The 12834-nt window shown below is 67.6% G+C and carries 14 protein-coding genes; 6 read left to right on the forward strand and 8 right to left on the reverse strand.

Translation table 11 applies throughout. The features are described 5' to 3' along the window. Positions 1 to 142 precede the first annotated feature (142 nt). Both ACNSN4_RS03355 and ACNSN4_RS03360 read right to left on the reverse strand, forming a co-directional pair. Entirely contained in the window at positions 143 to 847 is a 705-nt protein-coding gene (locus ACNSN4_RS03355; RefSeq protein ID WP_418284363.1) for a type I 3-dehydroquinate dehydratase, read from the reverse strand. 75 nt (positions 848 to 922) lie between these two features. After that, on the reverse strand, positions 923 to 1894 hold the full coding sequence (locus ACNSN4_RS03360) for a transcription initiation factor IIB (protein WP_418284364.1): 972 nt from the start codon (positions 1892 to 1894) through the stop codon (positions 923 to 925). Between the two features lie 175 nt (positions 1895 to 2069). Here ACNSN4_RS03360 and ACNSN4_RS03365 point away from each other — a divergent pair, with 175 nt between their 5' ends. The 3 genes from ACNSN4_RS03365 (at position 2070) to ACNSN4_RS03375 (ending at position 3829) form a co-directional block, all read left to right on the forward strand. Beyond that, positions 2070 to 2858: a helical backbone metal receptor gene (locus ACNSN4_RS03365; protein ID WP_418284365.1), complete on the forward strand. Its 789-nt coding sequence runs from the start codon at positions 2070 to 2072 to the stop codon at positions 2856 to 2858. 20 nt (positions 2859 to 2878) lie between these two features. Next, a complete protein-coding gene (locus tag ACNSN4_RS03370; RefSeq protein WP_418284366.1) occupies positions 2879 to 3394 on the forward strand; it encodes a DUF84 family protein in 516 nt (171 codons plus the stop codon). A gap of 171 nt (positions 3395 to 3565) precedes the next feature. Further along, positions 3566 to 3829 (forward strand): DUF7123 family protein, encoded by a 264-nt coding sequence (locus ACNSN4_RS03375; RefSeq protein ID WP_418284367.1) that lies wholly within the window; start codon positions 3566 to 3568, stop codon positions 3827 to 3829. 24 nt (positions 3830 to 3853) lie between these two features. Here ACNSN4_RS03375 and ACNSN4_RS03380 read toward each other — a convergent pair whose 3' ends face one another. From ACNSN4_RS03380 to ACNSN4_RS03395, 4 genes are all read right to left on the reverse strand, one after another. Continuing rightward, positions 3854 to 4474 (reverse strand): winged helix-turn-helix transcriptional regulator, encoded by a 621-nt coding sequence (locus ACNSN4_RS03380; protein WP_418284368.1) that lies wholly within the window; start codon positions 4472 to 4474, stop codon positions 3854 to 3856. 96 nt (positions 4475 to 4570) lie between these two features. Next, positions 4571 to 5701 (reverse strand): SPFH domain-containing protein, encoded by a 1131-nt coding sequence (locus ACNSN4_RS03385; protein ID WP_418284369.1) that lies wholly within the window; start codon positions 5699 to 5701, stop codon positions 4571 to 4573. 141 nt (positions 5702 to 5842) lie between these two features. Then, positions 5843 to 6283 (reverse strand): SRPBCC family protein, encoded by a 441-nt coding sequence (locus tag ACNSN4_RS03390; RefSeq protein ID WP_418284370.1) that lies wholly within the window; start codon positions 6281 to 6283, stop codon positions 5843 to 5845. A 58-nt stretch (positions 6284 to 6341) separates the two neighbouring features. Further along, a complete protein-coding gene (locus ACNSN4_RS03395) occupies positions 6342 to 8342 on the reverse strand; it encodes a bacterio-opsin activator domain-containing protein (protein WP_418284371.1) in 2001 nt (666 codons plus the stop codon). A gap of 163 nt (positions 8343 to 8505) precedes the next feature. Here ACNSN4_RS03395 and ACNSN4_RS03400 point away from each other — a divergent pair, with 163 nt between their 5' ends. Together ACNSN4_RS03400 and ACNSN4_RS03405 are read left to right on the forward strand one after the other, a co-directional pair. Next, on the forward strand, positions 8506 to 9549 hold the full coding sequence (locus ACNSN4_RS03400; protein ID WP_418284372.1) for a Brp/Blh family beta-carotene 15,15'-dioxygenase: 1044 nt from the start codon (positions 8506 to 8508) through the stop codon (positions 9547 to 9549). A 99-nt stretch (positions 9550 to 9648) separates the two neighbouring features. Further along, positions 9649 to 10401, forward strand: coding sequence for a protein sorting system archaetidylserine synthase (locus ACNSN4_RS03405; protein WP_418284373.1), 753 nt, complete (start codon positions 9649 to 9651; stop codon positions 10399 to 10401). Between the two features lie 71 nt (positions 10402 to 10472). On the opposite strand, the gene psmB is transcribed toward ACNSN4_RS03405, so the two are convergent. Both psmB and ACNSN4_RS03415 read right to left on the reverse strand, forming a co-directional pair. Then, a complete protein-coding gene (gene psmB, locus ACNSN4_RS03410; RefSeq protein ID WP_418284374.1) occupies positions 10473 to 11204 on the reverse strand; it encodes an archaeal proteasome endopeptidase complex subunit beta in 732 nt (243 codons plus the stop codon). A 189-nt stretch (positions 11205 to 11393) separates the two neighbouring features. Beyond that, complete coding sequence (locus ACNSN4_RS03415) at positions 11394 to 11567, reverse strand: hypothetical protein (protein WP_418284375.1); 174 nt, start codon at positions 11565 to 11567, stop codon at positions 11394 to 11396. Between the two features lie 398 nt (positions 11568 to 11965). Between ACNSN4_RS03415 and ACNSN4_RS03420 the strand changes: the two genes are divergently transcribed. Further along, positions 11966 to 12721 carry a uracil-DNA glycosylase family protein gene (locus ACNSN4_RS03420; protein ID WP_418284376.1) on the forward strand — a complete coding sequence of 252 codons (756 nt, stop codon included), beginning with the start codon at positions 11966 to 11968 and terminating at the stop codon, positions 12719 to 12721. The last annotated feature ends 113 nt before the right edge of the window (positions 12722 to 12834 follow it).

Genomic DNA, 12834 nt, shown 5'->3' on the forward strand with positions numbered 1-12834 from the left:
GGGGGGGCGCCCCCCCCCCCCCGCGACTCCCTCGCGTGGTGCTCCTCGCGGCCGCCGAGGGCGGCCACTCGGAGGCACGCGCCACCGCACCGGATTCACTCATAAATAGCCGCCGCAGCCGCGGCCAATCAGTTATAACTAGTCACTCGCTCGCGTCGCCGTCCCGCAGGTCGTCGACGAGCCGGCGGAGCGTCGCCAGCGGATACTGTCCGGGCGCGGTCGCGTTCGCGGGATCGACGGGTGCGTAGCCGATTTTCGAGCCGTACACGGGTGTCACGGCACGGGTGTGCCGCCCCGGCTCGCCCATGCACATCGTCGCGACGCGGCGGCCCGCCGCGGTCGCCTCGTGGGTCGCCTCGATCATCGCGAGGGCGTCCGCCGGTGCGGTCGCCGTCGTCGCCAGCTTCCCCACGTCGCCCTCGCTCGCGGCCTCAGCGAGCAGGGCGACGAGCGCGTCGACCTCCGGCGTCGATTCGAAGTCGTGGACGGACGCGACCACGTCGACGCCCGCGTCGCGAGCCGTTTCGCGGAGCGCGGTCGCGTGCGACCGCTCGCCCTCCGGCGCGTTCCCGCGCAGCGCGGCGAGCTCGATATCGACCGCGGCGACCGCGTCGTGGGAAATTGCGGTCGAGAGCGCGTCGTACCGCCCGAGCCCCTCCGCCTCGCCGCCCTCCCACGACGCCCGGTTCGTGACGAGCAGGGGGAGATCGCCGTCGTACGCGTCGAGCTGCGCGAGCGGGCCGTTCGCCAGATCCATCCGGAACTCCGCGGCGTCGGCGTGCTCGCGTGCCTGCGGCTCCTCAGAGAGGTCTGCCGTACTCGCGGTCAGCACGAACTCGTCGAACATGACTGAGAATTTCGCGGGAGAAAACTTAGCTGTGACCGTTCGGACGGCGGGCGGCCGATACGACCCAGAGCCGCTCTACGCGACGAGACCGTCCTCGGCTTCGAGCAGCTCGTGGTACCGGTTCCGGATCGTGACTTCGCTGATGTCGGCGACCTCGCTCACGGCGGCCTGCGTCGTCTTCTCGTTCGTGAGGAGCGCGGCGGCGTAGACGGCGGCGGCGGCGAGGCCGACCGGCGACTTCCCGGAGTGAACGCCCTTCTCCTTGGCGTTCCGCAGGAGGCTCTTCGCGCGCATCTCCGACTCCTCGGAGAGCTCCAGATCGGAGGCGAACCGCGGGACGTACTGCTCGGGATCGGCGGGCTTCACTTCGAGCTTGAGCTCGCGGACCACGTATCGGTACGTCCGGGCGATCTCGGCCTTCTCGACCCGCGAGACGTCGGCGATCTCGTCCAGCGAGCGGGGGACGCCGGCCATCCGGGCGGCGGCGTACACGCAGGACGTGGAGACGCCCTCGATGGAGCGGCCGGGCAGCAGGTCCTCGTCGAGCGCGCGGCGGTAGATGACCGAGGCGGTCTCGCGGACGTTGTCCGGGAGCCCCTGCGCGGAGGCCATGCGGTCGATCTCGCCGAGCGCCTGCTTCAGGTTGCGCTCCTTCGAGTCGCGGGTGCGGAACCGCTCGTTCCACTTGCGGAGCCGCTGCATCTTCTGGCGCTGACGGGCGCCGAGCGAGCGCCCGTAGGCGTCCTTGTCGCGCCAGTCGATGTTCGTCGAGAGCCCCTTGTCGTGCATCGTGTTCGTCGTCGGGGCGCCGACGCGGCTCTTCTCGTCTTTCTCGCGGGAGTCGAACGCGCGCCACTCCGGCCCGCGGTCGACCGAGTCGGCCTCGACGACGAGTCCGCAGTCGGCACAGACGCTCTCGCCGTGCTCCTCGTCGTTGATCACGTTCCCGCTGCACTCCGGACAGCTCAGCGTCTCGTCGGTGCGTTCCGATTCGTCTTCCGTCTCCGTTCGGGAGCGACTCCCGCGTGTATGTAGTCGTTCACTCATGGCTATCTGTCTCCCGGTAACTGAAGGCCGCCCGAGAGCGATCTTACCGGAGTGACGGTGGAACGTGACTTAAAACGACCGGAACGTGTCGCCGGAAACCCGACGAAAGGACACGATCTATCACGTGTTTTCGCCGATCGAAACGCTTGCGACGATCGAACGCCGATCCCGGGTCATGACCGTCCCCCGCGTCGTTTCGCTCGCACCGAGCGCCACCGCGACCGCGACCGCTCTCGGCGGTGCCGACGCGCTCGTCGGCGTGACACAGCACTGCGACCCGAACCCGGACGCGGGGACCGCACACGCGGAGCAGGGGGGCGACGCCGCGGACCTCCCCGCAACCGTCGGCGGCTGGCTGAACCCCTCCCTCGATCGCGTCGCCGATCTCGATCCGGACGTCGTCCTCACGAGCGACGGCCTGCAGGCCGACCTCGCGGACGAGTGTCGTGAGCGGGGGTTCGACGTGCGGCACCGCGAGCCCGCGACGCTCGACGAGGCGATCGCGGGATTCGCCGCTCGTGGCGCCGACGTCGGCAGGCCCGACGCGGGGGAGCGACTCGCGGCCGAAGCCCGCCAGCGACTCGACCGGGTTGCCGAGGCGGTCGCGGACCGGCCGCGGCCGACCGTCTACTGCGAGGAGTGGTCCGATCCGCCGATGGCCGCCGGAAACTGGGTTCCCGACGCCGTGCGCGCCGCCGGCGGTCGATACCCGTTCGTCGACGCGGGCGACCGCTCGCGGGAAGTCGACCTCGGTGCGGTCGCGGCCGCTGACCCGGACCACGTCGTCGTCCACGTCTGCGGGCACGGCGACCGCGTCGATCCCGCGGAAATCGAACGTCGCGACTGGAGCGTCGACGCGCCCGTCCACGTGATCGACGACACCCTACTCAATCAACCGAGCCCGGCGCTCATCGACGGCGTCGAGCGACTGGCACGGCTGTTCCATCCCGACGCTTATTCGTAGCCGCTCGACCGAGCACCGGTATGCGAATCGGCGTCGGCAGCGGAAATCCGGTGAAGCGGCGGGCGGTCGAACTGGCGTTCGGGAGCGCCGAGCGGCTCACCGTCGAGTCGGTTCCGGTCTCGTCGGGCGTGAGCGAGCAGCCGACCGGTCACGCGGAGACGATCTCGGGGGCCGAAAACCGCGCAGCGGCCGTCCTCAATGCGAGCGCGTACGACCTCGCCGTCGGTCTCGAGGGCGGTGTCGCTCGTTTTTCGGGGGCCGACGGGCTCTTTCTGATCATGTGGGCGGTCGTCTCCGACGGTTCCCGTACGGGTCGCGGCGCTGGCCCGAGTCTCGAACTCCCGACCGACATCGCCGCCCGGGTCGACGACGGGGAAGAGCTCGGTCCCGTGATGGACGACGCGCTCGACACGACCGGGATCGCGAGGCGAGGCGGTGCCGCCGGAGCGCTCACCGACGAGCGGGTCGACCGGGCAGAAGCCCTCGCAACGGCGGTCGCCGGTGCTGCCGGGCCGTTCGTTTCGGAACTATACTGAACGGGTTCCGCCGTTCGTGCGAGACTGAACGGCGCGCACGTTCGGGGATCGTACCGAAACGGCGCTCTCTGCGTGGACGTCTCCCGGCGTGAAGCCACGAAATCGACAGACTGCGTAGTGTTAGTCCGATTTACCAACCCGCTTATACGCCGAGACGGCGTGTCTCTCGACATGAGTACCGTACAACCGAACGCGGTCGCCGTTGACGCCGCTGACGACGCGGGTCTCTCCGCGAAGCAGGCGCAGATTCTTCAGTATCTCCGTACGAACGCCGCCGACCGGACGTACTTCAAATCGCGGCTGATCGCGGACGATCTCGACCTCTCGGCGAAAGAGGTCGGGGCGAACATGACCGCGGTCGCCGAGGCGGCGACCGACATCGACGTCGAAAAGTGGGGGTACTCCTCCGGGACGACGTGGATGGTCACCGCGTAATACGCACCGTTCGCGGGCTACGAATCATCGGGAATCATCGGGGTCGTACCGCACGAACGCGGCGGCGTCGTCGGCGAACGCGACCGCGTCGGCGTCGAAGGAGTCGGCGTACCGAACCACGAGCGTGAGCAGCCGCTCCGGCTCAGTCAGCGCGTAGCCGTCGTTTCGGTCGAGTAACCCGGCATCGTCGAGGTCGGCGGCCGCGGCGCTTATCGTCGGTCGCGAGACACCGACTTCGTCCGCGAGATCCGCGCCCGTCGCCTCGGGATCGCGCAGCAGGGCGAGCAGCATGCCGCGGGGCGTGTCGCGTCGGAGGTAGCCGAGCGCGCGCTTGTCGAGGTCGTCGAACCGCCCAGTCGGGAAGTACCGGCGGTAGTCGGCGTCCTTTGCGGATTCGATCTCGCCGTCTGACTCCAACTTCCGTAGGTGGTACTGCGCCTCACCGGTTCCGAGTCGGAGGTCGTCTCGGAGCTTCGAGAAGTGTGCACCGGGTGTCGTCGGAACGTATCCGCGAATCGCCTCACGGGTCTCGTTGGTGTCGTCTCCCCGCTCGGCGCTCGCGGACCCGACGAAGGGCGCGGCGGCTCCGATGGCGGCGAACCGCCGGAGCGTCTCACGCTTTTTCCCGTCGAACCCGTCCGTCACGACGCACACTAGTCTGTGACTCGACAAAAACGCATCGTTCGGGGCGGAATGGGTCCGTCTCCGCGGTACGCTCCTTCGCTCAACTCCGTGTTCGCGCTACGTCTCCCGTTCGACCTCGCCGTCGGGTGCCTCCTCGTCCATCTCTTGGATGACCTCGTCGGCGGACTTGATGTCCGCGCCCGCGCCGCCGGTCTTCACCGCCTCGGCTTCCTTCTCCAGTTCCTCGACGTCCATCTCCGCCGCCTCGTCGATCTGGCCGAGGATCTCGTCGATGTTGTCGAGTCCGAGCATCTTCCGCGTGTCGGCGTCGAACTCCTGGCCCTCCAGGCCGTCCATCTGCTGGACGTCGGAGCCGGAGAGGGCCTTGCCGTAGCGGCCGACGAGGCTGGTGAGTTCCTGCGGGAGGACGAACGTCGTCGACTCGCCCTTGCCGATCTCCTCTAAGGTCTCCATGCCGCGTTCGATGATGGCGCGCTCGCCCATCGATTCGGCGGACCGCGCGCGCAACACGGTCGAGATCGCGTCCCCCTGCGCTTCGAGGATCTGGCTCTGCTTTTCACCCTGCGCGCGGATGATGTTCGACTGCTTGTCACCCTCCGCCTGCTCGACCGCGGAGCGACGTTCTCCCTGTGCTTCGAGGATCATCGCACGGCGACGACGTTCTGCAGACGTCTGCTGTTCCATCGCCTGCTGGACCTCCTTCGAGGGGTTGACCTCGCGGACCTCGACGCTCTCGACGCGGATCCCCCACTCGTCGGTCGGTTCGTCCAACTCCTTGCGGATCTTCGCGTTGATCTCCTGACGCTTGTTCAGCGTGTCGTCGAGTTCCATGTCGCCGAGGACGGCCCGGAGGGTCGTCTGCGCGAGGTTCGAGACGGCCTTCTTGTAGTCGTCCACTTCGAGGAACGCCTTCTTCGCGTCCATCACCTTGATGTAGACGACCGCGTCGGCGGTCACGGGCGAGTTGTCTCGCGTGATCGCTTCCTGACGAGGCACGTCGAGGGTCTGGGTCCGCATGTCGAACGGGTACGTTCGGGAGACGAACGGCGGAATGATGCTGATACCCGGTTCGAGCAGCTTCCGGTACTCGCCGAACACCGTGAGCGTCTTCTTCTCGTACGCGTCGACGATCTCGAACGACTGCCAGAGGGTGACGACCACCAATAGCAGGAAGAGCAGGCCGACGCTTACGAGACCAAACCCGAACTGGAGGGGAACCGTATCCATACCCCGATTTGGGCCATCGCGGGCTTAATACTTCGCCCGACACCGTCGCAACGGTGCGACTCACCTTTTAATCGACGTGGCTCGGCGGTTCGTTCAGTCGGTGCGACTCGGCGGTTCGTTCAGTCGGTGCGACTCGGCGGCTCATCCGCGCGTCGACGTAAGCTCCACCGCAACGTTGTCGAGCGTTTTCCGGAGCTGTCGCTCGTTGAACCGGCGGATCACGGGTTCGCCGACCGTCGTCAGCGCGTTCTCCGGGAGGTCGTACTCGGCTGCGTACGTCAGCTCCGTACCGCCGTTTGTGGGGGTAAAAGTGAGATCGATCGTCCCCGACAGCCGGCCGCGAAGCTCGAAGCGCATCCGCTCGTTCGGCTCGTGTTCCACCTGCACTAGTTCGCCGTCGATGCCCAGCCCGGCCATCCGATAGGTGTACGACAGCCGCTTGCCGCCGTTCGGCAACCGCTCGACGTCCCGGACGTCGGTGAGCCCAGGCGTCACGGCGGCGTGGTTGTGCGGGTCGTCCAGGAACTCGAAGACCGCACCGACGTCGGCATCGATGTGAACGGTGTCTCGTGCGTCGAACATTGATACGGATACGACGTTGATTACTCGTCTCGTTTCGTCTCTCCCGGCGATAACCGGGCTAGTCTCGCGACCGGGGGTCGACGTACGCCTCCACGAGCTTCCGCTCTGCCGCTCGCAGGTGCTGGTGGAACGTCTGTCTGGTGATCCCCATCCGCTCGGCGATCTCGGAGCCGTCGACCGGCCGAGGCCACTCGAAGTACCCGTTCAGCTCGGCCGTCTTCAGCGCGGACCGCTGTCTGTCCGTGAGCCGGTCGTCCACCGCCGCCGCGAACTCGGTCAGGCTCCGGTCTCGGCTCTCCCGCTCGACGCGGGACCGGAGTTCGACGTTCACGTACTCGGCCCTGAACACGTCGAGGATCCCCCGAACGTCCTGTTCCGGAGGCGCCTCGATCGTCAGCTCCGCGCTCGACGCCTCCGCTGTCACCGCGACAACGACGCCGCCGTGCTCCGCGATCCGCGCCAGCGGCGGCGACTCAGTCGCCGTGACGGCGAATGTGATATCCTCGTTCGTCTCTGAGACGGGCCGTACCGAGTTGACGAAGGGTAGCTCCTTGACCGCGGTGTAGTCGTCGCTCACGCCTGTCGCCCTGAGATACAGCTCGCACGCGTCGTCGTCGAGCCGCGTCGTCCCGAGGTGCTCGACGGACGTATCGACCGCGTCGGCGATCTGCGAAAGGGTGAACGACGGGTCGGAAATCGTCACGCACAGTTCGACGACGCGATCGGTCGTGAGGATCCGGGTCGTCTCTACCGAGTGGAGCCCGTTCGCGATCATCTTGCCGACCGACTCGCACACCTTCCGCTCGCGGCGGTCGAGCGCGTCCCCCTCGCTGCTGTAGATGCCCAGCAGGCCGTATCGCCGATGTCCGTAGGTGATGGGGACGACGAGGAGCCGCGCCCCGCCGACTGTCTGCGGTCCGAGCTCCTTGTCCGACCCTCTCCCGGCGACACACCCCTGAACCTCGTCGGTTTCGATCGCACGCTGCACCTCTATCGGCGTCTCGTCGAGCGCGAACGAGCTTCCGATCGTCACCGGGACTCCGCTCGCGGCGGTGATCTCCAGGCGCCCGGTCGCCGAGGAAACCTCGCCGATCCAGCCGCCCATGTATCCCGGCTCGTCGGCGATCTCCTCGCAGACGCGCTCGGCGATCGTCTCCGCGTCGCGCCCCTCGACGAGGATCCGACTGATCTCGCTGAGAAGACCGTTTACCCTCCCGAGCACTCGATCGAGCGCCCGTCGCTCGGTCGCGAGCTTCTCCGCGCGCTCCTCGGCGAGCCGCTCTGCGGTCTTTCTGTCGGTGACATCGTTCTGGAACCCGACGTAGTGGGCTAACTCCCCGTCGTCGTACACGGGAGCGACCGTCAACTCGTTCCAGAACGGGGTGCCGTCGCGTCGGTAGTTCCGTATCTCGACGGTCAGCTGTTCCTCGTTCTGGATCGCCTGTGAGAGTCGTTCGACCGTCTCGGGGTCCGTTCCTGGCCCCTGCAGGAAACGGGGGTTCCGACCGAGCGCCTCCTCGATCGGGTACCCGGTGTGGTCCTCCCACGCGTCGTTGACGTACACGAGCGGGTAATCGGTGAGCTCCGGATCGCTGAGGCTGAGGCCGACGGGCGCCTCGCTCACCGCGCGAGCGATGTCGCCCTTCGAGGGCTCGTGGCCGGTGATATCTCGCTGTGACCCCGAAGCCGCCTCGCTCGAACACACCGCCGACACGTCGGCGACGAGCCGATCTATCGACGCGGAGCCGTTCTTGTGGAGGAACTTGTCGACGCCGCCCTCGAAGACGGTTTCCGGGATCGCTTCCCCTTCGGTCGCGGTGAACATCACCACCGGAACGCGCGCGTCGGACTCCTCTATAGCCCCCGCGAGGGCGACGCCGTCGTCGCCCGGTAGAGCGTATTCGCTCACGACGCAGTCGTACTCGCCGGTAGTCACCTTCGCGACGGCGGCCGTGGCAGTGTGGACCGTCGTCACGTCGAACCCGGCTTCGTCCAACGCCGATGTGATCCGGTCGGCCCCGTCTTCCGGATGGACCAACAAGGCCCGTGAACCCGGCATACCCCCGTCTTCGTCCCGCCGGAGATTAAGGTTTGATGTTGTCCGACCCCCGAGCGAGGCGACGCTCATCGACGGGTGTCACGGGTATCCCACCGTGGGTGTTATTTAAAAGACACCATAATTGCACTGAGCACACAACGGGCACGCGCTCGTACGTTCGCGTATGTCGACGCCATCCGCGAGTCTCGTCGGCCGTCGATTCTTTGGGGAACCGGAACGGACCGCAATCGATGTCTCCCGCGGCGCGCTGGCGGTACTCACCGTCGGGTTCGCCGCGCTGTACGCGACCGGAACGGAGCCGACACTCAGAACGCAGATGCTCGTCTACCTCGTCGGAATGGTCGCGTTGAACCTCCCGCACGGCGGCTACGAGCACTTTTCCAACCTCCGGCGACGTGGACTCCCGTTCGGGGCGCGATACGTGGTCCTCTATCTCGCCTTCGTCGTCGCCTTCGTCGGCCTGTTCGCGGTCGCGCCCTTGCCGGCGCTCGCGCTCGCGTTCGGGACCGCGGTCGCGAAGGGCGGTCACGGAGACCTCCACGTGATGGACGCGCTCGTGGGCACCGACCACCTGACTTCACGGCCACAGCGGGCCCTCGCGGCGCTGGTCCGCGGCGGCGCCGTCATGATCGTCCCGGTCGTGTTCTGGACGGAGACGTTCTACGCGTTCACCGGGTACATGCTGAACGTGTTCGACGGACAGCTGGTCGGACCGGCGGCGACCGCTCCGACCGCGTTCACCACGGCGCTCGGCGTCGGGTTCGGTGCCGCCGTCCTCGTTCATCTCGTCGGCGGGGTGGTGACCGGTCGCGGCGTCACGCGGTCGTGGCTGCTCGACGCGTTCGAGACGCTGCTGCTCGTCGCCTTCTTCGCGTTCGTGCCTGTCGTTATCGCGATCGGCCTGTACTTCCCGCTGTGGTACTCGCTGCGACAGTCCGCGCGGAGCATGGTCGTCGAGCAGGAGCGCCCGAGCCGAACCGAGGGCGTCTCGGTCGTGATGGCGTGGGGCGTCCTCGTCGTCGGCGCGCTCGTGACCGCGCTCGTCGCGGCCTCGCTGTGGGCCGTGGCGCCGAATCCGCTCGCTGGCGCGTCGCTCCTTCCCGGCGCGGTCGCGTTCTACACCATCTTCGTCTGTGTCATCGCGCTCCCGCACGTGGTCGTCGGCGAGTGGCTCGACTCCGGGCGGGGGATCTGGTACGTCCCGTGACTCCGGAGCGGTTCGCTCACCGAGCCGCACGCGGCGGGTCGACGCCGGATATCTCCGCGAATAATAAGCCATAAACCCCGGCTTGTCGACCGATACGACATGTATCTGCGGTTCGTCGGGCGTCTCGGACTCGCCGACGCGGTGACGGTGGCGAACGCGGCGTTGGGGTTCGTCGCGGTCGTCGCCGCCACCATCGATGTCGGGCTCGCCGCCCGGCTGATCCTCCTCGCCGCCGTCGCCGACGGGCTCGACGGCGTCGTCGCTCGCCACCGCGGGTCGACCGACGCCGGTCCGTACCTCGACTCGCTCGCGGACGTGGCGTCGTTCGGCGTCGCGCCCGCGGGGCTCGTCGCGTTCCTCGTTTTGGAGTCGCACTCGTTCGCGACCGACCCGCTGTTCGTCGCCCTCGGCGTCGCCGCCGGCGGACTGTTCGTCGCCATGGCGGTCGCCCGACTCGGGATGTACACCGCGTACGACAGCGGCAGGCGAGAGACGGTCGGCGTACCGACGACGCTGGCCGCGACGATTCTCGCGGCCGCGGTCATCGCCGGCTACACCGAGCCGGCGCTCCTCGTCGCCGGGACTGTCGCATTCGCGCTTCTCATGGGGTCGACGGTCACGTACCCCGACCTCCACGCGCAGGACGCGCTCGTCATGGGCGTCGTCCAGGTCGCGGTGATCCTCACCCCGCTCGGACACGTGGTGACCCCGATGCTCCCGCCGTGGATCGGCGAGGGGTTCGCGTTCGCGCTGCTGTTCCTCGCCGTCGGCTACCTCGTTCTCGGGCCGCGATTCTACTGGGGGGACGGGATCCGATCGCCTCCGGCTAGCGCGGACGACGGCCGGGCGTGAACGCGCCGGTACAAGTGCTGTCGGGCGTTGAGACGGGACAAATAGAACCGAGCCGCCGACGCTACCGCCGCTTATAACAGGTCGCTGATATCCTTGTGCCGGGTGATGTCGACGCCGTCCTCGGTGACGACGGCGACGTTGATCCCGTTCCCGGACGCGAGGTCGCGCTCGACGGCCGACTGGATCGCCTTCGCGGCGATCTCAGTCGCCTCGTCGACGGTGACCTCGTCGTGGTACTCCTGTTCGAGCACACCGAGGGCGTACTGCGAGCCGGAGCCGGTGACCGTGTACTCCTCCTCGGTCGTGCCGCCGAGGGCGTCGATGGAGTAGATGTGCGCGCCTTCGTCGTCGACGCCGCCGAGGATCGGCTGGACGATGAAGAACGCGCCCGTCCGGAGGAGGTTTCCGGTGAGCGTCGAGAGCGCCTCCATCGACATGTCCTTGCCGCGGCGCGTCTCGTAGAGGCTCGTCTCGGCTTTCAGCGTCGAGATGAGGTTCTGCGCGGCGGAGACGGAGCCAGCGATCGTCAGCGCGCCGCGGGGGTGGATCTCCTCGACCTTTTGAACGTCCTTCGAGGAGACCATGCCGCCGAGGGAGGCGCGCATGTCGGTCGCCATCACGACGCCGTCGGCCGTCCGAATGCCGACGGTCGTCGTGCCGGTCTTCATCTCGCCCTCGCCGTCGGCCTGCGCCGCGCGGCGTTCGCTGTGTTCGAACTCGCCGAGTTCCGGTCCAAAGACGGGCTGGTCGCGACCCAACTCGTCGGCCGGTCCGTTAGAGAGGTCGCCAGTCGGTGTTCGCATTACGCACCGATTGGCCCGGCGCGCAGATAAAGGCAACCCTTCGGGGACCGCCCGCCGGTTCCGACGGGTCTATTGGTTGTCGACAACGGCGAGGGTCTCGTCCGGGATCGCTGGCCGGTCTACTCCGTGACTCGCCTCGGGCCGTCGCTCGTCGACTCGGCACGAACGCGGATCGAACGAGAAGAGCGCTCAGTCGTCGGCGTTCTGGTACACTTGGCCGGTGGTCTCGACGAGCCGACCGATGGGAACGTTGATACCGAGCCGATCGCGGGCGAAGAGGGCCACCGGGAACAGCGAGATCCCGACGGCGACGGACGCTTGGTGCAGCCCGAACAGGGCCGCGGTGCGGATGCGGTCGAACATTGGTCTTCGGCCGACCGGAACAGCGGGTTATATAAATATCTTGTGACCGTCTCGTCGAACAGAACCCGACGCAGTCTGGCGATTTGGAGTCTTTCGTTAACAATACTGAACTATCTCGGCCGAGCGTCGGTGCGACGGATATCGCAAGGCGGTCTCACCCGCCTCGTTTCCATAAGTTATGAGAATCCATCGCGGCTCGTGCGCCTCACGTTGCCCCGCTGTTGAGTGCGCCTCGGGATCGCGGCTCGGGACCGATTCGATGTCGGTTCGTGACCGATTCGATGTCGGTTCGTGACCGATTCGGCGTCGGTTCGGTCGGTCGCGACCGTCCGCGACGGCCCGCTCGTGACCGTCGGAGACCGAACGGGCTATTACCGGTCCATCGCATACGATGGCGCGTGCAGAACGTCACGGACCGAACGCGCAACCCGTTCGGCATGCGTCCGGACTGCCCGTCGTTCGTCCCCGGCTACGGTAACGCCAACGCCGACTTTCACGTCGTCGGCGACCACCCCGGAGTCCACGGTGGTCTCGAGGCGGGCGTCCCGTTCACCGGCGAGCCGTGGTCGCCCGCGTTCCTATCAGCGTTGACAGCTGGCGGGCTCATCGACGGCCTTCACCCCGACGCCGAGCCGGACGGGACGGTCTCCCTCGTCCCGTCGGCAGCGTCCTCCGACGGAGGCGATCCCGCCTCGGGGAACGAGCCTACTTCGGGGAACGGGGAGCCCCCGACAACCGATCCCGTCGATCCGATCCGGGCCAGCCGGACGTACTTCTCGTACCTCCACATGTGCGCAGTCGACGGCGCGCCGAGCGACCGGTCGTACGACGATATGGAGCGATTCTTCGACGCGGAGCTCCGCGCCATCGCCGCGCACGTCCTGCTTCCCGTCGGCGCGCGGGCGACGGCTCACGTGCTCAGGGAGTACACCGCGCGAGCGTGGAAGACGGACGTCGACATGGACGCGCTCCACGCGGAGGAGCTGCTCGGCTCGGGGTGGCTCGTCCTCCCGATCAAAGATCCGGCCGAGTGGGTCGAGGACGACGCCGACCGACTCGTCGAAGCCCTCCGAGAACTGCAGTCGACCGACTTCCGACGCGAGAGCGACCTCGGCCGCTTCATCGCGGGGAGCGATCCGTACTTCGTCAGGTGATCCCCGCGGGGGGTTCCACCGACACCCGCGGGGGGTTCCACCGACACCCGCGGGGGGTTCCACCGACACCCGCGGGTGGTTCCAGCGATGCCCGACCGGATGGATGTGAAGTT

It is taken from the genome of Halorubrum marinum (genome assembly GCF_048381195.1).
GTDB lineage: Archaea > Halobacteriota > Halobacteria > Halobacteriales > Haloferacaceae > Halorubrum.

Bases quoted from the DNA above. Each gene is read 5' to 3' on its own strand.
- ACNSN4_RS03360 (WP_418284364.1), bottom strand. From the start codon at position 1,894: ATGAGTGAACGACTACATACACGCGGGAGTCGCTCCCGAACGGAGACG.
- ACNSN4_RS03390 (WP_418284370.1), bottom strand. From the start codon at position 6,283: ATGTTCGACGCACGAGACACCGTTCACATCGATGCCGACGTCGGTGCG.
- ACNSN4_RS03355 (WP_418284363.1), bottom strand. From the start codon at position 847: ATGTTCGACGAGTTCGTGCTGACCGCGAGTACGGCAGACCTCTCTGAG.
- ACNSN4_RS03370 (WP_418284366.1), top strand. From the start codon at position 2,879: ATGCGAATCGGCGTCGGCAGCGGAAATCCGGTGAAGCGGCGGGCGGTC.
- psmB (WP_418284374.1), bottom strand. From the start codon at position 11,204: ATGCGAACACCGACTGGCGACCTCTCTAACGGACCGGCCGACGAGTTG.
- ACNSN4_RS03365 (WP_418284365.1), top strand. From the start codon at position 2,070: ATGACCGTCCCCCGCGTCGTTTCGCTCGCACCGAGCGCCACCGCGACC.
- ACNSN4_RS03405 (WP_418284373.1), top strand. From the start codon at position 9,649: ATGTATCTGCGGTTCGTCGGGCGTCTCGGACTCGCCGACGCGGTGACG.
- ACNSN4_RS03400 (WP_418284372.1), top strand. From the start codon at position 8,506: ATGTCGACGCCATCCGCGAGTCTCGTCGGCCGTCGATTCTTTGGGGAA.
- ACNSN4_RS03375 (WP_418284367.1), top strand. From the start codon at position 3,566: ATGAGTACCGTACAACCGAACGCGGTCGCCGTTGACGCCGCTGACGAC.
- ACNSN4_RS03385 (WP_418284369.1), bottom strand. From the start codon at position 5,701: ATGGATACGGTTCCCCTCCAGTTCGGGTTTGGTCTCGTAAGCGTCGGC.
- ACNSN4_RS03415 (WP_418284375.1), bottom strand. From the start codon at position 11,567: ATGTTCGACCGCATCCGCACCGCGGCCCTGTTCGGGCTGCACCAAGCG.
- ACNSN4_RS03395 (WP_418284371.1), bottom strand. From the start codon at position 8,342: ATGCCGGGTTCACGGGCCTTGTTGGTCCATCCGGAAGACGGGGCCGAC.